The sequence below is a fragment of the Pseudomonas sp. RA_5y_Pfl1_P24 genome, assembly GCF_963970945.1.
GTDB classification, from domain to species: Bacteria; Pseudomonadota; Gammaproteobacteria; order Pseudomonadales; family Pseudomonadaceae; genus Aquipseudomonas; species Aquipseudomonas tritici.
The window spans coordinates 130,024-152,390 of sequence record NZ_CAXAOJ010000014.1 but is presented as its reverse complement, the minus strand read 5'-3'; the positions used below and the strand labels follow the sequence as shown (position 1 = coordinate 152,390).

Below are 22,367 nucleotides of genomic sequence, written 5' to 3'. Positions count from 1 at the left end.
TTCGACCATGGTAGCGGGCCGAATTTTTTTGAAATCACTAAACTGCGCACCTTGCCTCCGTAGCCCGAGATAACAATCCATGTACCGTGATCGTATCCGCTTGCCTTCGTTGTTGAACAAGGTCATGAGCGCGGCAGATGCCGCCGCACTGATCGAGGACGGCATGACCGTCGGCATGAGCGGCTTCACCCGTGCCGGTGAAGCCAAGGCCGTCCCGCATGCCCTGGCCGAACGCGCCAAGACTTCCCCACTGAAGATCACCCTGATGACCGGCGCGAGCCTGGGCAATGACCTGGATAAACAACTGACCGAAGCCGGCGTACTGTCACGACGCATGCCATTCCAAGTCGACAGCACCTTGCGCAAGGCGATCAACGCCGGCGAAGTGATGTTTATCGATCAGCACTTGTCGGAAACCGTCGAGCAACTGCGCAACAACCAGCTCAAGCTGCCGGACATCGCCGTGATCGAAGCCGTCGCCATCACCGAGCAAGGGCACATCGTGCCCACCACCTCCGTGGGTAACTCGGCCAGCTTCGCCATTTTTGCCAAGCAGGTGATCATCGAGATTAACATGGCGCACAACCCGAATCTGGAAGGGTTGCACGACATCTATATCCCCACTTATCGGCCAACACGTACGCCAATCCCACTGGTCAAAGTTGACGATCGCATTGGCAGCACCGCGATCCCGATTCCACCGGAAAAGATCGTCGCCATCGTTATCACCAACCAGGCCGACTCTGCCTCTACCGTGACGCCGCCTGACAGCGACACCCAGGGCATCGCCAATCACCTGATCAACTTCCTCAAGCAGGAGGTCGACGCTGGCCGCATGACCAACAAGCTCGGCCCGCTGCAGGCCGGGATAGGTAACATTGCCAACGCAGTGATGTGTGGGCTGATCGATTCGCCATTCGAAGACCTGACCATGTATTCGGAAGTGTTGCAGGACTCGACCTTCGACCTCATCGACGCAGGCAAGCTGAGCTTCGCTTCGGGCAGCTCGATCACCTTGTCAGAACGGCGCAATGCCGATGTGTTCGGCAACCTCGAACACTATAAGGACAAGCTGGTATTGCGCCCGCAGGAGATCTCCAACCACCCTGAAGTGGTGCGTCGCCTTGGCATCATCGGCATCAATACCGCGCTGGAGTTCGACATCTACGGCAACGTCAACTCCACTCATATCTGCGGCACCCGGATGATGAACGGCATTGGCGGCTCCGGCGATTTCGCGCGCAACGCGCACTTGGCGATCTTCGTCACCAAGTCGATTGCCAAAGGCGGTGCGATTTCCAGTGTGGTGCCAATGGTCAGCCATGTGGACCACACCGAGCATGATGTCGACATCCTGGTAACAGAAGTCGGATTGGCCGACCTGCGCGGCCTGGCGCCGAGGGAGCGGGCACGGGTGATCATCGACAACTGTGTGCACCCGGCCTACCGCGATGCGCTAAACACTTACTTCAATGCTGCTTGCGCCCTCGGTGGGCATACCCCGCACATCCTGCGCGAAGCACTGAGCTGGCACATTAACCTCGAAGAAACGGGGCACATGCTCAACGCGTGATTGATACAGATTCGAGCTGATGCAAATACAGTTTCATCAGCTCGGCACCTTCCTTTCGATTTTATGAAAAAACTGTACTGCTGTACTGGTCATTTCCTACCCTGATATTCCACACACCTCACTGAAAATGCCTATTTCGCACCCATTTAGTGCGGACAGGTACAGTTGCCCCTTTTTCGTACAGTACAGCACCCTTAAACAGTTAACTGCCCTCTCACAATACAACTGAACTGTATCTAGAGAGTCTTGCGTCGGAAGAGGATCATTGGCATCAGTTAAACCACTACCTAATCCCGCCACAAGCGGAAGGATGTCATCATGGAACGTACACTCAGTTCCGATCTGTTCTCTGAAAAAGCTGTAAACAACCAAGCCGCCATGCCTCTGCGCGTTCTGGCCAACCTGATGTTGTGGCAGCGCCGCATCTCCAGCCGTCACCAACTGGCTCGCCTGGATTCGCGTCTGCTGGCTGACGCAGGTATCAGCGAAGCTCAACGTTACGAAGAGCTGAGCAAGCCGTTCTGGCGCTAACTTAGCGCTCGCTGGCCCTGACCCACCGGGTCCACTGCCAGCACTGATTCTTCAAAATAAAGCCCGCCCCGGGAAACCGGAGGCGGGCTTTGTTGTTTCCGGGAGGGTGGTTTTGAACGGGAAAACAGAAGCCTTTCATACCGATAGGTACAGTTTAAAAAATATACCAGTTAAGCAGTACAATTTAGCCTTGGTGTATCTGTACCGGTCGCAACGACTTGCCCAACATGGTGTTTCAAGACCTCATGAAAAGTAACCGCCATGGATAAGCCATCCCCTCTTTATAAGCGGCTCTTGCACCAGACAACCTCCATCCTCTCTAAATGGATGCGCCGCACCTACGAACGACGCCAGCTGTCGCGGCTTGATGGTCGGGAGCTGTCGGATCTCGGTATCAGCCATGGCGACCAAATGGCTGAGCTGTCCAAGCCATTCTGGCGTGACTAGGCAGTCAAGGCGCTTCCCGAACGCATAAGTGTCGGCTTAATATCCACTCAATACGTGGCGAACCGCCTAGCACGGGCGTCTGATCCAGAATGGTTGCCCTGCGCCACCTCATCCGTTCATCTACAGGAGTCACCCCATGTCCCGTCTTCGCCTGCTGAGTGCTGCTGCCCTGTTGGCCCTGGCTGCCAATGCCAATGCCACCAGCTTCATCGTGACCACCGACTCCATCGTCGGCGCGCTGAAGGCCACTTCCGACGCCAGCTCCGATGCCACTTCGTCCCTGCGTGACAATAAGGTCGTGCGCGCCGCTCGTGACGACGCCGCCAGCTTTGTCGCCAGCGAAGGCGCCATTCGTGGGGTAAAACTGGAAAGCGCCCTGGCGCAGATTCGCCAACAGGCTCCGCAACTGAACACCGCGACTGACGCCCAACTGGCCCAGGCCATCCTGTCTATCTGACGACAGGACGGATGCCTGGGCGCTGGCTCTCGCCTGGGCATTGCGCTAGCCTTGACGCTCACTTTCAGTAGTCGAGTCCCATGGCTTTTTCATACCGCCTTTTAATAGTCCCTTTGATATTTTCCGCCGGCTGGTCGCCACTGTCTTCGGCCTTTGACCTGACCACTCAGAGCACCGTCGCCAGCGCGTACGCCACCAGCAAAGTGACCTCTGCACCCTTCGACAAAAAAGTGATAATGGCCGCCCAGGACGACGCTGCCGCGTTTATTGCCACAGACGGCCAATGGCGGGGTGCACGGCTGGAGTCGGCGCTGGATTACCTGCGCCGTAACCAACCAAAACTTAACGCCAGCGACCTTGAACTGGCGCAAGCAATTCTCGTCCAATAATCATCTTTGTATTTCCATCTTTGTATTTGGAGTTATTCCATGCGTAGTCCGCTGATCGCCGCCACCCTTGGCCTGCTGTTGTTGGCCGACGTTGCCCAGGCGCATACCCTGGTTGCCACCAGTAACATCATTGTTCGCGCCTCTGGCCGCACTATTGATTTCACCTCGGACACCACCACCTCCATCCGCGATTCCAAAGTGGTGCGCGAAGCCCACGATGACGCCGCCAGTTTCGTGGCTACCAACGGCGAGATCCGTGGCGCGCGATTGGAAGCCGCCTTCGACACCCTGCGCACACGCTTGCCCGAAGCCCGTGACGCCAGTGACCAGACGCTTGCTGAAGCTATCCTCGCACTGTGAGGCGAATCGCCGCCTGGTTCCTGGCCGGGGCTGTGCTGCTGTGTGCCAGCGCGGCCCAGGCCAGCCTGCAACTGCGGCTCAAGACCGAGGGCTTGAGCCCCGCTGAACAAGAGGCCAGCCAGGCATTGCTCGACGAAGCGATGCGCTCTTTGCCGCCGCGCTTTATCAAGCAGTTGGACCGTCGCATCGATGTTGGCTGGACCGACAAGATGCCCGAAAACGCCTATGGCCAAGCCTCCCTGGTGTCCGAACTGGACCTCAACCGCAACCTGCTCGCCAGCCTCACAGACGGCAGCGCCGCCACCCAAAAAACCAATCGCCCCCACGGCACTGTGCGCCGGGAAATGCTCGCCACCGTGCTGCATGAACTGACCCACATCTATGACCGTGCGCGCCTGTGGTCCAAAGAAGACCGTGCGCTGATCAATCGTTGCAGCCGCCAGAACAACCTCACCGGCCTCATCGGTCTGCCTGATCAATGCCGTGGCCAGAATGGCCGACGCTTTACCCTCAGCGATGACCCACGCCTGCTGGACCTTGCCGGCTGGCCGCAATACGTTGGCCGTCGCGGCGAGCGTGAGCAGAACAATCACCAGGTCGCCCGCAGCCCGGACATCTACGAAACCACCAGCCCGCTGGAATTTGTGGCCGTCAATATGGAGTACTTCCTCCTTGACCCGAGCTACGCCTGCCGCCGCCCCTCACTGTTCCGCTATTACAAGGAACACTTCGGCTGGGCCCCGCCCGAACAAGACACCTGCGCCAAGAGCTACGCATTCCTGAACGCCGGCAACGACTTCGCCAAGACACCGCTGGGCCATGTCGACCCGGAGCGCGTGTACGAAATTGACTACCTGCTGGCCGAGGCCAACCAGAACCTGGTCAGTCGCTGGGGTCACAGCATGCTGCGCCTGGTGATTTGCGCGCCGGGGCGCCCGCGAGGGCCGGATTGTCGGCTAGACCTGGACCAGCATCTGGTGTTGTCCTACCGCGCTTTTGTCGGTGACGTACAGTTGTCGAGCTGGGATGGCCTGGTCGGCAAGTACCCATCGCGACTGTTTGTACTGCCGCTGGCACAAGTGATCGACGAGTACACCAAGACCGAGTTGCGCGGCTTGGCCTCTGTACCGTTGAAACTGACCCGCCAGGAAATCAACGACACTGTCGAACATGCCGCCGAAATGCACTGGAGCTATGACGGCAACTACTTCTTCATTTCCAACAACTGCGCAGTGGAAAGCCTCAAGCTGTTACGCAGCGGCAGCGCCAACCCACAACTGACCGGCCTGGATAACATCACCCCCAATGGTTTGCTGGAGGTCCTGAGCGCCCGCGGCCTGGCCGACACAACTGTACTGGACGACAAGCGCAAGGCCCTGCGCCTGGGCTATCACTTCGACTCGTTCCGCGAGCGTTACCAAGCAATGTTCGATGTGCTGCGCAAACACCTGCCGATCAAACAAACCCAGGTCGAAGATTGGCTGTCTCTCAGCGCAGAGGAACGTCGCCAGTGGTTCGGCCAGGCCGACCTGCGCACCAGCGCCGCGTTGTTGCTGCTGGAGCAGGCGAGCTTTCGTAAACAGTTGATGCTGGCCCAGGACGAGGTCAAACAACGCTACCTCGGCGCTCGCGAGCTGAAAAACGGTGGCATGGAGAAAGCCAACGCCACGTTGCAACAGATCCTCGCCAACAGCGGCTTCCTCAGCCGCCCGGCGGAGTTGCTGGGCAGCGGTGGCTACGGCCTGCCGCAACCGTCGGAATCCAAGCGTCTGGAATCGGAAAGTGCCGAGCGCCAGAAGCAACTGCAATCGCTGACCGGAGAATTGGATAAAGAGGTGAGGGCGCTGCTGGAGCCTTCCCGCTCCGCCGAAATTGCTGCGTGCGAAGCCAACCTCAAGCAGGTGGGCGAGCATTTGCGGGCATTGCATAAAGCGGCGGGCGGCTTGGAGCTGCCCTGAAAAACTCGCGGTAAACACCTTTCAAATGTGGGAGCTGGCTTGCCTGCTCGCACATTTGATCTGTGTAAACCTGAAGACCGTATGCCTGGCCTCCATCACCTGTTTTGTCAGCGAAAGCTGGCTGAAAGCTTTCGCGACTAGGATCACCTCCAACTGCCGGCAACAGACCGGCTGTACACAACAACAATGGTGATTCCCGATGCCCGCCCGTACCCGCCTGTTCGCCCCAACTCCACCCGTACGCCTAGTGCCTTTCGTTCTGCGCTGACCCCCGCCGGTTCGCCATTCCCTAGCCGCGCTACGCCTGGAGTATTCCTATGCTGACTTTCCTTGGCTTTGCCATGGTCATCACGTTCATGTTCCTGATCATGACCAAGCGCCTGTCGGCGCTGATCGCGTTGATCATCGTGCCAATCCTGTTCGCGCTGTTCGGCGGCTTCGCACCGAAGATCGGCCCGATGATGCTCGAAGGCATCACCAAGCTCGCGCCGACCGGCGTGATGCTGATGTTTGCCATCCTCTACTTTGCCCTGATGATCGACTCCGGCCTGTTCGACCCGGCCGTGCGCAAGATCCTCAAGATGGTCAAGGGTGATCCGCTCAAAGTCTCCGTCGGCACCGCTGTGTTAGCCCTGGTCGTGTCGCTTGACGGTGACGGCGCCACCACCTACATGATCTGCGTGGCCGCCATGTTACCGCTGTACCAGCGCATCGGCATGAGCCCGCGGATCATGGCCGGGTTGATTATTCTCGCCGGTGGCGTGATGAACATGACCCCCTGGGGTGGCCCAACCGCCCGTGCCGCCAGTGCGCTGCACGTGGACCCCTCGGATATTTTCGTGCCGATGATCCCGGCCATGGCCGCCGGCGTGGTCGCGATCCTGGTGATCGCCTACATGTACGGCAAGCGCGAACGTGCGCGCTTGGGTGAACTGCACCTGCAAGGTGACGAGATCGACCACAGTGAAATCAGCGTGTCGCAATTCCCGGATGCCCGCCGTCCGAAGCTGATCTGGTTCAACGGCGCGCTCACCCTGGCGCTGATGTGCACCCTGATCGCCGGTCTGTTGCCACTGCCGGTGCTGTTCATGGTGGCGTTCAGTATCGCGATGATCGTCAACTACCCGTGCCTGCAACAGCAGAAAGACCGCGTCGCCGCCCACGCCGGCAGCGTATTGGCGGTGGTGGGACTGATCTTCGCCGCCGGTATCTTCACCGGCATTCTTTCCGGTACCGGCATGGTCGACGCCATGTCCAAGAGCCTGCTGGCGGTCATCCCGGAAGCGATGGGCCCGTACATGGCGGTAATCACCGCGCTGGTCAGCATGCCGTTCACCTTCTTCATGTCCAACGACGCGTTCTACTATGGCGTACTGCCAGTGCTCGCCGAAGCCGCCAGCCACTATGGCATCACCGCCGTCGAAATGGCCCGCGCGTCTATTGTCGGCCAGCCTGTGCACTTGCTCAGCCCGCTGGTACCTTCGACCTACTTGCTGGTAGCCCTGGCCGGTATCGAATTTGGCGATCACCAGCGCTTCACGCTGAAGTGGGCAGTGCTGGTGTGCCTGTGCATAATGTTCGCCGCATTGCTGATGGGGATTTTTCCGCTGTTCAGCACTCTATAATCGTACCGACTCACCCACCGCGCGGCGCTGCAGCTTGCGCGGTCTAGCACTTGCTCAAAGGAATACACATGGAATGGCTGACCAATCCGGAAATCTGGATTGCCTTCTTCACCCTGACGGCCCTCGAGATCGTTCTGGGTATCGATAACATCATCATGATTTCGATCCTGGTCAGCCGCATGCCCAAGGATATGCAGGCGCGCACCCGGATCTTCGGCCTGGCGCTGGCCATGGTCACGCGCATTCTGTTGCTGCTGTCGATCACGTGGGTCATGCAACTGACCAACGACCTGTTCGTGGTCTTCGGCCAGGGCATCTCCGGTCGAGACCTGATCCTGTTCTTCGGTGGCCTATTCCTGCTGTGGAAAAGCTCCCAGGAGATGTACCACGCGCTGGAAGGTGAAGACGAAACCCACGAAGAACCGGGCGGCAAAGGTGGCAAGTTCATCTACACCATCATCCAGATCGCGATCATCGACATCGTGTTCTCCCTGGACTCGGTGATCACCGCTGTCGGCATGGTTTCCCATGTGCCGGTCATGGTTGCGGCGATTGTCGTGGCAGTGCTGGTGATGATGCTGGCGGCCGGCACCATCAGCGAATTCATCGACAAGCACCCGTCACTGAAGATGCTCGCGCTGTCGTTCCTGCTGGTCGTGGGTACCGTGCTGATCGCCGAATCGTTCGATGTGCACGTGCCAAAAGGCTACGTCTACTTCGCCATGGCGTTCTCGCTGGCGGTGGAAGCGGTGAACATCAAGATGCGTACCGCCATCGCGAAAAAGCGCAAACAGCAGGATCCGGTGAAACTGCGCAAAGATATTCCGGGTCAATAAAACTGAATCGCTGCTGAAAAAGGGGCTTTCGAGCCCTTTTTTCTCGTCTGCAAAAAGCTGATTTCATGACAGTTTTGTTTCAATCCCCACTTTAGCTATGCGATGCTGGCGCAGAGCCCATTCGCCAACTACAGCTTAATTACAAGACGTAAAACGGCAGCGGCAATTCTCATTTGCGTCGATTGGCGCACACCCACACGGGGGGCCGAGCATGCTGACCTTGCTCAATCTGCTTTCCGCCGTGACCCTGCTTATCTGGGGCACGCACATCGTCCGGACCGGCATCCTGCGGGTCTACGGCTCCAACTTGCGCCAAGTCATCGGGCAGAATATGTCCAAGCGCTGGCTGGCATTTGTCGCCGGTATCCTGGTGACTGCCATGGTGCAGAGCAGCAACGCCACAGCGATGCTGGTGACTTCCTTTGTTGGCCAGGGCCTCATGGGCCTGATGCCCGCCCTCGCGACCATGCTGGGTGCCGACGTCGGTACAGCATTGATGGCGCGCGTGCTGACTTTTGACTTGTCTTGGCTGTCACCGCTGCTGATCTTTCTCGGGGTGATTTTCTTCCTGTCGCGCAAACAGACGCGGGCAGGGCAGTTGGGCCGGGTCGGGATCGGTTTGGGGCTGATCATCCTCGCACTGCAACTGATCGTCGAAGCCGCCGGGCCGATCACCCACGCCCAGGGCGTGAAAGTGCTGTTCGCTTCGTTAACCGGCGACATCCTGCTCGACGCCCTGATCGGCGCCTTGTTCGCGATGATTTCCTACTCCAGCCTGGCCGCCGTCCTACTGACCGCCACCCTGGCCGGCGCCGGCGTGATCGGCCTGCACGTGGCCATCGGCCTGGTGATCGGCGCCAACATCGGCAGCGGCGTGCTGGCCTTCCTCAGCACCAGCATGCAAAACGCCGCCGGCCGCCAGGTGGCCCTGGGCAGCTTGCTATACAAATTGATCGGCCTGCTGCTGATCATCCCGGTACTCGACCCACTGGTGCTTTGGATGGATGGCCTGGACTACAGCGCCCAAGGCATGGTCATCACCTTCCATCTGCTCTACAACGTCAGTCGTTGCCTGATCCTGTTGCCCACCATCGGACCGATGGCGCGGCTGTGCGCCTGGTTGCTTCCGGAACAACAGGAGGCCAACGGCAAGGCCAAGCCACGCCACCTCGACCCAACCGCCCTCGCGACGCCCAGTCTGGCCCTGGCCAACGCCGCCCGGGAAACCCTGCGCCTGGGCGACTTGATCGACAACATGCTGACCTCGATGCAAGAAGTACTGCGCGGCAAACAGACCGCTATCACCCAGGAAATGCGCAGCCTCAGCGACGATGTCGAAGCGCTCTACAGCGCGATCAAACTCTACCTGGCGCAAATGCCCCGCGAAGACCTCAGCGAACAGGACAGCCGTCGTTGGGCCGAGATCATTGAGTTGTCGATCAACCTGAAACTGGCCGGCGACTTGATCGAACGCATGCTACGCAAAGTCCAGCAGCAGAAAACCTCCCAGCGCCGCCAATTCTCTGAAGTGGGCCTGGAAGAACTGACCGGCCTGCACGGCCAACTGATCGCCAACCTGCGCCTCGGCTTGTCGGTATTCCTCAGCGGGGACCCGGAAAGCGCTCGCCAATTGCTGCGCGAGAAGCGCCGTTTCCGCGCCCAGGAACGCCGTCTGGCCCACGCCCACGTCAGCCGCCTGCAGCACAAAATCGTACAGAGCCTGGAGACCAGTTCCCTGCATCTGGAACTGATTGCCGACATGAAACGCTTGAACTCGTTGTTTTGCAGCAGTGCTTATGTAGTGTTGGAAACGTCCGACACCGGCGCGCTCTCCGCCGAAGATATTGCCGACATCACACACTCGCCCTGAACGGATGATGGCCCGTGAAGTCAGTTAAAGCTGACCTCACTCGCCAGGAAGCTTGTTATGCGTCGCCTGTTATTCGCTTGCCTGTTCATGAGCTGTGCCCACGCCTTTGCCTTTGACCGCCTGCAAGTCGAGGGCTACACCTTGCCCAACGGCCTGCAATTGCTGCTCAAACCGGGCACCGAGCGCGGGCACGTGGCGATTCGCCTGGTGGTGGGCGTAGGGCTGGATGACTTCAGTTGCGAGGACAAAGAGCTGCCGCACTTGCTGGAGCACTTGCTGTTCAGCGGCATCGACGGCGGCGGCGAAGGTGACCTGGAAGACCGCATGCAGGCACTGGGCGGCGAGTGGAACGCCTACACCAGCAATGCCGACACCACCTTTGTGATCGAAGCGCCCGCGCAAAACCAGCGCAAGGTGCTCGACCTGCTGCTGGCGATCATCACCCGTACGGAACTGACTGACGCCAACATCAACGCCGCCAAACAAGTGGTCGAGCGCGAAGACGGCGGCCACTATTCACACCTGCAACGCCTGCTGGACCGCCAGGACCTGGGCCACACTGCCAGTAATCAACTGGCCGTCGAACTTGGCCTCAAGTGTGCTGAACGTGCGGAGGTCAATCACCTGACTCGCGACCAATTAGAGAAGCTGCGCAAAAACTGGTACGCGCCCAACAACATGACACTGATCATCGTCGGCGACCTCGACAAACTGCTACCGGCTTATCTGGAACGCACCTATGGCCAACTCGACCCGGTCGAGCCGACTGAACACCCCGCGCTGCCCGACATCCAGCACGCCGCCGCCAGCCATCGCGAATTGATTCACGGCTGGGTGGGCGACAGCGCCAAGCTGCACTGGCTGTTTCCCGAGCCGGTGCTGGACGACCAGCATGACGAAACCTACGACTTGCTCAAGGACTACCTCGACTGGGCGCTGTACCGCCAACTGCGCCTCAAGCACGGCTTGTCCTACGGCCCCTGGAGCGAGCGCGAAGTACTCGGCGGCGTAGGCTTCCTCAGCCTAAACGCCGACCTTGAGCGGGAAAACCTCCCAGAAGCCGAACAGGTACTCCAGGACCTCAAGGCGCAACTGCTCAAGGACGGCCTCGACCCTGCGGTATTCGCGCGCTTGCAACAAGCTGCCATCGCGCGCCAGGCGTGGGCCGTGCAAGGCAACAGCGCGTTGGCCGACTACTACTGGAGTGCATCTGGCGATTACAACAAAGGCCGCTTCAGCGACCCGGTCAAGCGCATCAAGGCGGTGAGCCTGGACCAGACCAACCAAGCCATGCGCCAAGTGCTCAAGCAGCCAGGCTACTGGCGCATCGAGAAACCGCTGCTGAGCTATGACGCACTCAGTTGGATCGGCGCCGGTATACTCGGGCTGATCGCCATTGTGTTGATTGGCGTGCGGGTTTATCGCAAACGGATCGCGTAATGAGGCACCGGACGACGGGCTAAGACGCTATTCTGTCTCGGATTTTTCCCTACAAAGACTGCGAACCGCCGAATGCTAAACCTGACCCGCATAATCACCCGCATCCTTGAGCTGATGAAGCGCTACCCAGGGGTGATTGCACTCGGCGGTTTTATCTCGGGTGTGTGCAGCTTCATCCTGGTGGATCGCCAGCAAGGCATGGCGAGTTGGATCGCCGTGATCATGCTGGTGAGCTGGCTGTGGCTGATGTTGGAAAACAGTTTTACCCAGCTGTTCACCAAAGTCTTCAAGCGCGAAATCCCCGAACCCCTGTTGCGTTACGCGACACAGATGATCCACCAGGAAAGTCTGTTTTTTGTGCTGCCGTTCTTTTTTATCACCACAGCATGGAACAGCGGCCAGTCGATTTTTACCGGCTTGCTCGGTGCGGCGGCACTGGTGTCGATTGTTGACCCGCTGTATTACAAATGGCTGGCGCCCAAACGTTCACTGTTCCTCGCGCTGCACACCTTCACCCTATTCGCCGCTCTGCTCACAGCACTGCCGATCATCCTGCACTTGACCACCGCCGAGAGTTACAAGCTGGCCCTCGGCGTCGCGATGGCGCTGTCGATTCCAAGCCTGGCGGTAAGCCTGCCGCTACGCAGCGTCAAAGGCTGGGCGATGCTGCTCGGGGTCACCGCTGCCATAGGCTGCGCCGGATGGTTCCTACGCAGCTGGGTACCGCCAGCCACGTTGTGGATGACTGAAGTCGCCATCAGTACCCAACTGCAAGACCGCACGCCAGGCGACGACCTCAAGGAAGTCAACGCCGCGCAGCTGCGAAGCAGCGGGCTGTACGCCTACACCGCGATCAACGCCCCACGCGGGCTGGATGAACGGATCTACCACGTGTGGAAGTTCAACGGTAAAGAGGTCGACCGCATCGCCTTGGATATCCATGGCGGACGCAAAGAGGGCTATCGCGCCTGGACCCATAAGCAGAATTTCCCAGGCGACTCGGTAGGCCGCTGGCAAGTGCAGGTTTTGACAGAAGACGGGCAGGTGATCGGCGTACTGCGTTTCAAAGTCACCGACACAGCACAAGCGGACAATCCAAAGTAGGACGTATCGTGCTATTACGTAGGAATTGTGGATAGCCAAACAAGCTCGGAGCTTATGACCACCCGTACGACCGCCGGCGCAGCCCACCTCGATACGTCCACCACCCCGCCACAGCTGAGGATTACGGGGGACTGGACGCTTGCCCACTATGCCAGCCTGAAGAAGCTGTCGGACAAGCTCGACGGCCAATACGATGCCGGCGCGCGCATCGACCTCAATGGCCTCGGCGCGCTGGATACTGCGGGCGCCTCGCTGCTGGTGGAGTTGCTGGGGCCGACCCGTATCGAGCAATCCGCCGAGCAGACCGATTGCAGCCTGTCAGCCGCCGACCGCGCGCTGCTGAAGACCGTCTACCGCTCCCTGAACGATTTTTGCGTGCCGCAGAAAGCACCGGAAGAAGCCACCGGCATCCAGCTGCTGGCGCGCATCGGCCGGGCGGTGGACACCGTCTGGCAGGACAGCAAAAAACTGCTGGGCTTTATCGGCCTGATCCTCGAAACCTTCGCTCGCGGTATTTTCCGCCCCAAGCGCTGGCGCATCACACCGATGGTCGCGCACATCGAACAAACCGGCCTCGACGCTGCGCCCATTGTGGCCTTGCTGACCTTTCTGGTCGGCGCCGTCGTAGCGTTCCTGGGCGCCACGGTGCTCAAGAGCTTTGGCGCGACGATTTTTACCGTGGACCTGGTGGCGTTCTCTTTCCTACGCGAGTTCGGCGTGTTGCTTACCGCCATCTTGATCGCCGGCCGCACAGCCAGTGCCTTTACCGCGCAAATCGGCTCAATGAAGGCCAATGAAGAAATCGACGCCATCCGCACGCTGGGCCTCGACCCGATGGAACTGTTGGTATTGCCGCGCGTGCTGGCGTTGCTGGTGTCATTGCCAATGCTGACCTTTCTGGCAATGCTCTCCGGGATTGTCGGTGGCGGCGTGGTCTGCGCCGTGGCGTTGGATATATCGCCGGCGATGTTTCTCTCGCTGCTGCAATCGGACATTGGTGTGCAGCATTTCCTGGTGGGCATGGTGAAAGCACCGATCTTCGCCTTCTTGATTGCCGCCATTGGTTGCCTGGAAGGCTTCAAGGTCAGTGGCAGTGCCGAATCGGTCGGCGCTCACACCACCTCCAGCGTGGTGCAATCGATTTTCGTGGTGATCGTGCTGGATGCGGTGGCTGCGCTTTTCTTCATGGAGATGGGCTGGTGAGTCGTCTGCACCGGGCGCCCAGTGAGGCGGTGATCGAAGTGCGCGGGCTGTGCAATCGCTTTGGCAGCCAGAGCGTGCACGAGAACCTCGACTTGGATTTGTATAAAGGCGAGATCCTCGCGGTCGTCGGCGGGTCCGGCAGCGGCAAGTCGGTGCTGTTGCGCAGCATTGTTGGCCTGCGCAGGCCCAGCGAAGGTGAAGTGCGGGTATTCGGTAAAAACCTGCCCAATCTCTCGGAACACGAACGCTCGCTGATGGAACGACGCTTCGGCGTGCTGTTCCAGAAGGGCGCACTGTTTTCCTCGCTGACCGTCACCGAAAACGTCGCGCTGCCACTGATTGAACACGCCGGCCTCAGCCGCCGCGACGCCGAGCACTTGGCTGCGGTCAAGCTGGCCCTGGCCGGGCTGCCGCTGTCGGCGGCCGACAAATACCCGGCCTCGTTGTCGGGCGGCATGATCAAGCGCGCGGCCCTGGCCCGTGCGCTGGCGCTGGACCCGGACATCCTGTTTCTCGACGAACCCACCGCCGGCCTCGACCCGATTGGCGCGGCGCAATTCGACCAACTGATCCTCACCCTGCGCGATGCATTGGGCCTAAGTGTGTTCCTGGTCACTCATGACCTGGATACGCTGTACACCATCACCGACCGCGTGGCGGTGCTGGCACAGAAGAACGTGCTGGTCGCCGGTGCCATCGACGTCGTCTCGGAAACGGACAACGTGTGGATTCACGAATATTTCCACGGCCCTCGGGGCCGCGCGGCATTGGATGCCGCTCAATCGCTTAACGAGGTATGACATGGAAACCCGAGCCCATCATGTGATGATCGGTCTGTTCAGCGTGATCGTGGTGGTCGGCGCGATGCTGTTCGGCCTGTGGCTGGCCAAGTCCAGCATCGACAGCGCGTTCCAGGATTACGAAGTGGTCTTCAACGAAGCCGTCAGCGGGCTTTCCCAGGGCAGTTCGGTGCAGTACAGCGGCATCAAAGTGGGTGACGTTATCAGCCTGCGCCTGGACCCCAAGGACCCGCGCCGCGTCCTCGCACGCATCCGCCTGGCCGGCCAGACGCCGATCAAGGAAGACACCCTGGCCAAACTGGCACTGACCGGTATTACGGGCACCTCGATCATCCAGCTCAGCGGCGGCACGCCCCAAAGCCCCGAACTCAAAGGCAAAGACGGCAACCTGCCGGAAATCATCGCTTCGCCTTCGCCCATCGCGCGCCTGCTCAATAACAGTAACGACTTGATGACCAGCATCAACCTGCTGCTGCACAACGCCAACGACATGTTCTCCGCGCAGAATGTCGAGCGCCTGAGCAACACATTGGACCACTTGGAAAAAACCACGGGGTCGATTGCCGACCAGCGTGGCGACATCAAGGTGGTGATGCAGCAACTGATGCAAGTGAGCAAGCAGGCCTCTGCCGCCCTGGAGCAAACCACGGTGCTGATGCGCAACGCCAACGGCTTGCTCAACGATCAAGGCAAACAAGCCTTTGGCAGCGCCGAGCAGGCCATGAAGTCTCTTGAACAGAGCACCGCCACCATCAACACCTTGCTGACAGACAACAAGAGTTCGGTAAACAGCGGCATGCAAGGCCTCAATGAACTGGCACCGGCCGTGCGCGAACTGCGCGAAACCCTCGGCTCACTGCGCGCCATCTCTCGCCGCTTGGAAGCCAACCCCAGCGGTTACCTGCTGGGCAGCGACAAAAACAAGGAGTTCACGCCATGAAGCGTGCTTACCAAATGATCGCCCCTGTGGCCCTGGCGCTCGTGAGCGCGTGCTCGATTTTGCCCAAGGCCGACCCTTCGGATGTGTATCGCCTGACCTCGGCCCAGACCACCACACAGGGCACCCCGGTAGCCTGGTCGCTGCGCGTGACCAAGCCGCAGACCAGCGAATTTCTCGACAGCCCGCGCATTGCCGTGGTGCCCAATGGCGACCTGATCAGCAGTTATGCGAACTCGCGCTGGAGCGATCCGACGCCGGTGCTGTTGCGTAATCGCCTGCTGGACGGGTTTCAGCGCGATGGGCGGGTAACGTTATTGAGCACCGACGAAACCAATCTGCAGGCCGACTATGAGCTGGGCGGGCAATTGCAGGCATTCCAGAGTGAGTACCGGGGCGGGGCGGTGGCGGTGGTGATACGTCTGGATGCTCGGCTGGTGCGGGGGAGCGATCAGCGGATAATTGCCAGTCGACGATTTGAGGTGAGGCAGCCGGTGAATGACACCAAAGTGCCGGCCGTGGTGGCTGGGTTTGGGCAGGCAGGGGATCAGTTGACTAAGCAGGTGGTGGATTGGGTGGTTGCGCAGGGCAATAGTGCACCGAAACGCTGAGGGCCTCTTCGCAGGCAAGCCAGCTCCCCATTTTGATGCGTGAATACAGTCAAATGTGAGAGCTGGCTTGCCTGCGAAAGGGGTTTAAGCCTCAGCCAAAGAACCAGTAGCACACCGCAATCGCCGCCACGACGCCGGCAAACTCCGCCAGCAACGCACATCCCACCGCATGCCGCGCCCGCTGGATCCCCACCGAACCAAAATAAACCGCCAACACGTAAAAGGTGGTCTCGGTACTGCCCTGAATCGCCGCCGCCACCAATGCCGGGAAGCTGTCTACGCCCTGGGTTTGCATAGTCTCGATCAGCATCGCCCGCGCGGCACTGCCGGAGAACGGCTTGACCATGGCAGTCGGCAAGGCATCCACAAACCGCGTATCCATGCCGGTCCAGGCCACGACGTGGCGAATACCTTCCAGACCAAACTCCAGCGCGCCGGATGCTCGCAGCACGCCGACGGCACACAGCATCGCCACCAGGTACGGCAGCAGATTCTTGGCCACATCGAAGCCTTCTTTGGCGCCTTCGACGAACGCCTCATATACCTTCACCTTGCGCAGCGCGCCGATCACTAGGAACAGCATGATCAGGCCGAACAGCGTGAGGTTGCCAAGGATCGACGACAAGCCAGCCAGTGCGGTGGCGGACAGCGTCGCCAGCAACGCCATGAAACCGCCCAGCACCAATGCACCCGGAATCAAATAGGCCAGCACCACCGGATCCCACAGACGCAGGCGCTGTATGATCGCCACCGACAACAGACCCACCAATGTAGACGCACTGGTCGCCAGCAGGATCGGCAAAAACACCAGCGTCGGGTCCGCAGCACCTTGCTGCGCGCGGTACATGAAGATGGTCACCGGCAACAGCGTCAGCGAAGACGCGTTGAGCACCAGGAACAGGATCTGCGCGTTACTCGCCGTGTTGGGGATGGGGTTGAGTTCCTGCAATGCCTTCATCGCTTTCAAGCCGATGGGCGTTGCCGCGTTATCCAGGCCCAGGCCGTTGGCTGCAAAATTGAGGGTGATCAAGCCAATGGCGGGGTGGCCGGCGGGCACTTCAGGCATCAGGCGGCGAAACAATGGGCCCAGCGCCTTGGCCAGCCACTCGACGATCCCGGCTTTTTCGGCGATGCGCAAAAAGCCCAGCCACAGCGTCAGGGTGCCGAACAGCAGCACCATCACTTCCACCGACAGTTTGGCCATGGCGAAAATGCTTTCGACCATTGCCGCAAAAATCCCGGCATTACCGCCAATCAGCCATTGCGCCAGTGCTGACACCATTGCCACGACAAAGAAGCCAAGCCACAGGCCATTGAGCATCAGTTGAACCCCCCAAAGAATGGGGCGAATGATAACGGGGCTGGCAGAAACGACAAACCCCGGAATTTTCCGGGGTTTGTTTCAGAGCCGTCGTGCTATCAGCTGCGCGTGGCTTGGCCGACCGGCAGCGCTTGCTTGCTGCGCCAGTGCGGCAGGGAGTTCCAGTAACGCTCGCCCTTGGCATCGTCGTACATGCCTTCCCAACGGGAGATGACCAGCACGGCCAGGGCGTTGCCGATCACGTTGAGCGCAGTACGCGCCATGTCCATGATGCGGTCGACGCCGGCGATGAACGCCAGGCCTTCCAGCGGAATACCCACGCTGCCCAGGGTAGCCAGCAGTACCACGAAGGACACGCCCGGTACGCCGGCGATACCTTTGGAAGTGACCATCAGGGTCAGCACCAGCATCAGCTGCTGGCCGATCGACAGGTCGATGCCGTACAACTGGGCAATGAAGATCGCCGCGATGCTCTGGTACAGGGTCGAACCGTCGAGGTTGAACGAGTAACCCGTCGGCACCACAAAGCTGCAAATAGCCTTCGGCGCGCCGTAGGCTTCCATCTTCTCGATCACGCGCGGCAGCACGGTTTCGGAGCTGGCGGTGGAGTAGGCCAGTACCAGCTCATCCTTGAAGATGCGCATCAGCTTGACCACCGAGAAGCCGAACAGGCGGGCGATCAGGCCAAGGATCACGAAAGCGAAGAACAAGATGGCGACGTAAACCAGAATCACCAGCTTGGCCAGCGGCAGCAAGGAGGCGAAGCCAAAGTTGGCCACGGTCACGGCGATCAGTGCGAATACGCCGATCGGGGCGTACTTCATGATCATGTGGGTAACTTTGAACATGCTCTCGGACACGCCCTGGAACAGGGTCACCAGCGGCTCACGCAGCTCAGGCTTGAGGCTCGACAAGCCCAGGCCGAACAGCACGGAGAAGAAGATGATCGGCAACATTTCGCCACGGGCCACGGCGGCGAAGATGTTCGATGGGATCAGGTTGAGGATGGTCTCGATGAACGCATGCTCATGCTGCACTTCGGCGGCAGTCGCCTGGTACTTGGAGATATCCACGGTACCCAGGGTACTCATGTCGATGCCAGCACCCGGGTGGAACAGGTTGGCCAGCAGCAGGCCAACCACGATGGCGATGGTGGTGACGACTTCGAAGTAAAGGATGGTTTTGACGCCGATACGCCCGAGTTTTTTCGCGTCACCGACACCGGCAATGCCGACGATCAGCGAGGAGATCACAATCGGGATCACGATCATCTTGATCAGACGGATAAAGATATCGCCCGCTGGCTGCAACACATTGCTGATCCACCAGGCCTTTTCAGCGCTGAAATGGTTGAGCACAGCACCGATTGCGATCCCCAGCACCAAACCGATGAGGATCTGCCAGGCGAGGCTTAGCTTTGCCTTCTTCATGTCATTACCCTTACTTCAAGTGAACTTAAGGCAAACGCGCCAGCTGCAACGCCCGAGGGCGAAAAAGTGTGTGCATCTGCCTCCATGGAAGGTCACCGCAGCGTGGCCGAAATGGCTTACTGGCAGGCGAAAAAAGGCGCAACTATTCCCATGCAAGGGAGCGACGTCTAATGCCGTAAACGCCTACCCTATGCCGAATCGGCATGGCCTTTTTTCATAATAACTGTCCGAACGGTCAGTTCAAATGTGACATTTTGTCCGACAAACATGCCGTGAACCTGCCAAACCCGGCTCGCGCAGAGATTCAGCACGTGTCGCGAGCATTGCTATAAATACTTGGGAATTCCGCTGTTTAATGTCAGAAATGGCCTAAATGCCCAGACCAATTTTCTCGATAGATGGTCGAGCAGACACACTAAGAAATGGTTGGGATCGAGCAGAACGGAAATTTGCGACTATGGGAGGTATACAGGTATATGGAGAGGGACAAAGAGGCAAAGCGTTTCGTCATAAGCGCGCCGCAAGTTCAGCAAGCCATAAGCTTGTGAACCTGCGTCGCAGCCTTTCTCCTGACCCGGCCCTTTCGCAGGCACTCCCTGTACCCGTAGGTCACGCCGATCGCGATTGATCAGCACAACCCGGACCCTTGGTCATGCACAGCACTTGGCGTGCTGTGCAGACAGAAAGAAGCGAGGGGCTTCTTTCAGTGGACGCCAGCTCCGCAGACGACATCGCGTCAGGCGGAACCTAGTACCAATTCGGATCTTTCTTCAGTTGCTCCATCAGGAGCTTCTGCATACCTTCGTCCGGCTTGCCGATAAAACGGTAGTCGGCATGCCGCGTGGGCGATTTGTCCGCCGGCAGGCCGGCCGGGACCTCAACCAACATGGCGTAGGCATCTTCCTTGTCGAAGCTGAAGGCAACGATCAAGCGCTTGTTCAGGCACGTGTCAGCGGTTTCGCAGAGCGGCCCAACCAAATACTTATCACCGTCTTCTTCCACGGCATTCATTTGCTCGGCCGTGCCCGACAGGTTCAATACCCATTCTGGTAGACGCTCTTCTTTCTTCACCACGCCTTGCCAGCTTTCACGGTATTGCGGGTCCGAGCTGAGCAATTCGTTGGCTCGGGATTGGCCGTCATTGGCGGCCATCACCAAGCCGCTACCGCCCAGAAGCAGGGCGGCAGTAATGGCTTTGAAGGACAGAGTGGTCATTTTCAGCCTCGGCCGCGACGACCAAAGAAGAAAGAAACGATGAACATCACCAGGAAGACCACAAACAGGATTTTTGCGATACCCGTGGCGGTGCCCGCGATGCCACCGAAGCCCAAGACTGCAGCCACAATGGCGATGATCAGAAATGTGATTGCCCAACTCAACATGGTGATTCTCCTTATCGTTCTTTAAGAGGTAACAGCTGTGGTGCCGCACAGCCACTCAACACGAGTAGCCGTTGTGTTGCCTAGAACACCCAACGCTCTTGGGATGGCAGTTCACTCAGGGAAGACGCCTGGTCAACCATCCGCAATTGCGGGGCTGTTGCGCTGGGAGCAACGCTGCCAACGGAACGGAAATGGGTCTGGGTCATGGCCGGACGCTCAAACTGAGGAACCTGCTGCTGACTCTGCTGCCAATGTTGCAACTGCTGAACACCAATCAACGTGACAATCAGCGCCAAGCTGGCAAACAGCCCTTGCTGCAAGCGCAGTGGCGATACACGCAATTGACTAAGGCTTTGGCGAGTCATGCTGCTGTTCTCCCACATTTTGATTATTCGTGAGAGGGATATTGCAGAGCGCATGCCAGTTTTTTTACAAAATAAATATCAACAAAATCAATAGCTTATCTATTAATAGATCACCATAAACCCAGCATCCTGCACGATCGCCCACTTGGCGCCGTGCGAAATGCACGACGGCCAGCGGTCGGATCAAGGGATAGAAAGCGTAAGGTGTGTTGCCCAAGCGGCACGAGGGTATGGAAACGCCATCAGACGGGGCTTTGTAGACAGGGCTGCAGATACCTGCACGACGTCGCCATTTATCGATCAGAATAAACCATGCAACTTGCCCGATTATTCCGGGACTAAACACCATCATTCATACTTTTAGGGAGCGCGGGACAGATGGAATCAGCCAAGGAACTTCAAGGCCGCATTCTTTTAGTGGATGACGAATCCGCGATCCTCCGCACCTTCCGCTATTGCCTGGAAGATGAAGGCTACACAGTGGCTACCGCGAACAGCGCTGCCCAGGCCGATACCTTGATGCAGCGCCAGGTGTTCGACCTGTGCTTCCTGGATTTGCGCCTGGGCGAAGACAATGGCCTGGATGTACTGGCCCAGATGCGGATCCAGGCGCCCTGGATGCGCGTGGTGATTGTGACCGCCCATTCGGCGGTCGACACCGCTGTTGATGCGATCCAGGCTGGCGCCGCCGACTACTTGGTGAAGCCTTGCAGCCCCGACCAACTGCGCCTCGCCACCGCCAAGCAACTGGAAGTGCGTCAACTCTCTGCGCGCCTCGAGGCCCTCGAAGGCGAAGTGCGCCAACCGAAAGATGGCCTCGACTCCCACAGCCCGTCGATGATGGTTGTACTGGAAACCGCACGCCAGGTGGCCGGGACAGATGCCAACATCTTGATCCTGGGTGAATCCGGTACCGGTAAAGGTGAGCTGGCGCGAGCCATTCACGGCTGGAGCAAGCGCTCAAAGAAATCCTGTGTGACCATTAACTGCCCATCGCTGACCGCAGAGCTGATGGAAAGTGAGTTGTTCGGTCATAGCCGTGGGGCCTTTACCGGTGCCAGTGAAAGCACCTTGGGCCGCGTCAACCAAGCAGATGGCGGCACACTGTTTCTCGACGAGATCGGCGACTTTCCACTCACCTTGCAACCTAAATTGCTACGATTCATCCAAGACAAGGAATACGAGCGTGTGGGCGACCCGGTCACCCGTCGTGCCGATGTACGTATCCTCGCGGCCACCAACCTGAATCTGGAAGACATGGTGCGCGACGGCCGCTTCCGAGAGGACTTGCTCTATCGCCTCAACGTGATCACCTTGCACCTGCCGCCGCTACGCGAGCGAAGTGAAGACATCCTGACCCTGGCCGACCGTTTCCTGGCGCGCTTCGTCAAGGAATACGCCCGACCTGCACGCGGCTTCAGCGATGAAGCGCGCGAAGCGCTGCTCAACTATCGCTGGCCGGGGAATATCCGTGAGCTGCGCAACGTAGTGGAACGCGCCAGCATCATTTGTCCCCAGGATAAGGTCGAAATCAGCCACCTCGGGATGTCTGAGCAGCCGACCAACAATGCGCCGCGTATCGGTGCGGCGCTGAGCCTCGACGAGTTGGAGAAGGCACACATCGGCGCCGTCCTCGCTACCAGCGACACCCTGGACCAGGCGGCTCGCACCCTGGGTATCGACGCGTCGACCCTGTACCGCAAACGTAAACAGTACAACCTGTGAGCT

Annotated in this window: 22 protein-coding genes; 17 read left to right on the top strand and 5 right to left on the bottom strand. The window is 59.1% G+C overall.

What is annotated here, in order from left to right:
* Window positions 1-79 precede the first annotated feature (79 nt).
* The 16 genes from AACY30_RS22465 to AACY30_RS22390 all read left to right on the top strand — a co-directional run bounded on the left by AACY30_RS22465 (window position 80) and on the right by AACY30_RS22390 (window position 16,141).
* Window positions 80-1,573, top strand: coding sequence for an acetyl-CoA hydrolase/transferase family protein (locus AACY30_RS22465; RefSeq protein ID WP_339419137.1), 1,494 nt, complete (start codon window positions 80-82; stop codon window positions 1,571-1,573).
* 318 nt (window positions 1,574-1,891) lie between these two features.
* Window positions 1,892-2,104 (top strand): DUF1127 domain-containing protein, encoded by a 213-nt coding sequence (locus AACY30_RS22460; protein WP_049710714.1) that lies wholly within the window; start codon window positions 1,892-1,894, stop codon window positions 2,102-2,104.
* A gap of 261 nt (window positions 2,105-2,365) precedes the next feature.
* Window positions 2,366-2,551, top strand: a complete 186-nt coding sequence (locus AACY30_RS22455) for a DUF1127 domain-containing protein (protein ID WP_339470457.1) — start codon at window positions 2,366-2,368, stop codon at window positions 2,549-2,551.
* Window positions 2,552-2,687: 136 nt separating this feature from the next.
* The gene (locus AACY30_RS22450) at window positions 2,688-3,008 is read left to right on the top strand and encodes a DUF2388 domain-containing protein (protein ID WP_339419142.1); all 321 of its coding nucleotides are present in this window, start codon (window positions 2,688-2,690) and stop codon (window positions 3,006-3,008) included.
* Between the two features lie 80 nt (window positions 3,009-3,088).
* Window positions 3,089-3,397, top strand: coding sequence for a DUF2388 domain-containing protein (locus tag AACY30_RS22445; RefSeq protein ID WP_049710716.1), 309 nt, complete (start codon window positions 3,089-3,091; stop codon window positions 3,395-3,397).
* 39 nt (window positions 3,398-3,436) lie between these two features.
* Complete coding sequence (locus AACY30_RS22440; protein WP_049710717.1) at window positions 3,437-3,757, top strand: DUF2388 domain-containing protein; 321 nt, start codon at window positions 3,437-3,439, stop codon at window positions 3,755-3,757.
* The gene (locus tag AACY30_RS22435) at window positions 3,754-5,715 is read left to right on the top strand and encodes a DUF7844 domain-containing protein (protein ID WP_339470458.1); all 1,962 of its coding nucleotides are present in this window, start codon (window positions 3,754-3,756) and stop codon (window positions 5,713-5,715) included. Before AACY30_RS22440 ends, AACY30_RS22435 begins: the two co-directional genes overlap by 4 nt.
* Before the next feature lie 317 nt (window positions 5,716-6,032).
* Window positions 6,033-7,340, top strand: a complete 1,308-nt coding sequence (locus AACY30_RS22430; protein WP_339419150.1) for a CitMHS family transporter — start codon at window positions 6,033-6,035, stop codon at window positions 7,338-7,340.
* 68 nt (window positions 7,341-7,408) lie between these two features.
* On the top strand, window positions 7,409-8,176 hold the full coding sequence (locus tag AACY30_RS22425) for a TerC family protein (protein WP_339470459.1): 768 nt from the start codon (window positions 7,409-7,411) through the stop codon (window positions 8,174-8,176).
* 211 nt (window positions 8,177-8,387) lie between these two features.
* Window positions 8,388-10,046, top strand: coding sequence for a Na/Pi cotransporter family protein (locus tag AACY30_RS22420; RefSeq protein ID WP_339419151.1), 1,659 nt, complete (start codon window positions 8,388-8,390; stop codon window positions 10,044-10,046).
* A gap of 57 nt (window positions 10,047-10,103) precedes the next feature.
* Window positions 10,104-11,486: a M16 family metallopeptidase gene (locus AACY30_RS22415; protein ID WP_339470460.1), complete on the top strand. Its 1,383-nt coding sequence runs from the start codon at window positions 10,104-10,106 to the stop codon at window positions 11,484-11,486.
* Between the two features lie 72 nt (window positions 11,487-11,558).
* Window positions 11,559-12,590 carry a DUF5924 family protein gene (locus AACY30_RS22410; protein WP_339470461.1) on the top strand — a complete coding sequence of 344 codons (1,032 nt, stop codon included), beginning with the start codon at window positions 11,559-11,561 and terminating at the stop codon, window positions 12,588-12,590.
* A 54-nt stretch (window positions 12,591-12,644) separates the two neighbouring features.
* Window positions 12,645-13,793 (top strand): ABC transporter permease, encoded by a 1,149-nt coding sequence (locus AACY30_RS22405; protein WP_339419155.1) that lies wholly within the window; start codon window positions 12,645-12,647, stop codon window positions 13,791-13,793.
* Window positions 13,790-14,593: an ABC transporter ATP-binding protein gene (locus AACY30_RS22400; protein ID WP_445261452.1), complete on the top strand. Its 804-nt coding sequence runs from the start codon at window positions 13,790-13,792 to the stop codon at window positions 14,591-14,593. The genes AACY30_RS22405 and AACY30_RS22400 overlap by 4 nt, the downstream gene beginning before the upstream one ends.
* A gap of 1 nt (window position 14,594) precedes the next feature.
* A complete protein-coding gene (locus tag AACY30_RS22395; RefSeq protein ID WP_339419157.1) occupies window positions 14,595-15,533 on the top strand; it encodes an MlaD family protein in 939 nt (312 codons plus the stop codon).
* Complete coding sequence (locus AACY30_RS22390) at window positions 15,530-16,141, top strand: ABC-type transport auxiliary lipoprotein family protein (protein ID WP_339470462.1); 612 nt, start codon at window positions 15,530-15,532, stop codon at window positions 16,139-16,141. Before AACY30_RS22395 ends, AACY30_RS22390 begins: the two co-directional genes overlap by 4 nt.
* 91 nt (window positions 16,142-16,232) lie before the next feature.
* On the opposite strand, the gene AACY30_RS22385 is transcribed toward AACY30_RS22390, so the two are convergent.
* The 5 genes from AACY30_RS22385 to AACY30_RS22365 form a co-directional block, all read right to left on the bottom strand.
* The gene (locus tag AACY30_RS22385) at window positions 16,233-17,462 is read right to left on the bottom strand and encodes a nucleoside recognition domain-containing protein (protein ID WP_339438463.1); all 1,230 of its coding nucleotides are present in this window, start codon (window positions 17,460-17,462) and stop codon (window positions 16,233-16,235) included.
* Between the two features lie 98 nt (window positions 17,463-17,560).
* The gene (gene gltP, locus AACY30_RS22380; protein WP_339470463.1) at window positions 17,561-18,892 is read right to left on the bottom strand and encodes a glutamate/aspartate:proton symporter GltP; all 1,332 of its coding nucleotides are present in this window, start codon (window positions 18,890-18,892) and stop codon (window positions 17,561-17,563) included.
* Window positions 18,893-19,639: 747 nt separating this feature from the next.
* The gene (locus AACY30_RS22375) at window positions 19,640-20,107 is read right to left on the bottom strand and encodes an inhibitor of vertebrate lysozyme family protein (protein WP_339470464.1); all 468 of its coding nucleotides are present in this window, start codon (window positions 20,105-20,107) and stop codon (window positions 19,640-19,642) included.
* A gap of 2 nt (window positions 20,108-20,109) precedes the next feature.
* A complete protein-coding gene (locus AACY30_RS22370; protein ID WP_084378456.1) occupies window positions 20,110-20,274 on the bottom strand; it encodes a DUF1328 domain-containing protein in 165 nt (54 codons plus the stop codon).
* An 80-nt stretch (window positions 20,275-20,354) separates the two neighbouring features.
* A complete protein-coding gene (locus tag AACY30_RS22365) occupies window positions 20,355-20,639 on the bottom strand; it encodes a hypothetical protein (RefSeq protein ID WP_339419167.1) in 285 nt (94 codons plus the stop codon).
* 378 nt (window positions 20,640-21,017) lie between these two features.
* On the opposite strand from AACY30_RS22365, the gene algB reads away from it, so the two are divergent.
* Window positions 21,018-22,364 carry a sigma-54-dependent response regulator transcription factor AlgB gene (gene algB / locus AACY30_RS22360; RefSeq protein ID WP_339419169.1) on the top strand — a complete coding sequence of 449 codons (1,347 nt, stop codon included), beginning with the start codon at window positions 21,018-21,020 and terminating at the stop codon, window positions 22,362-22,364.
* Window positions 22,365-22,367: the final 3 nt, after the last annotated feature.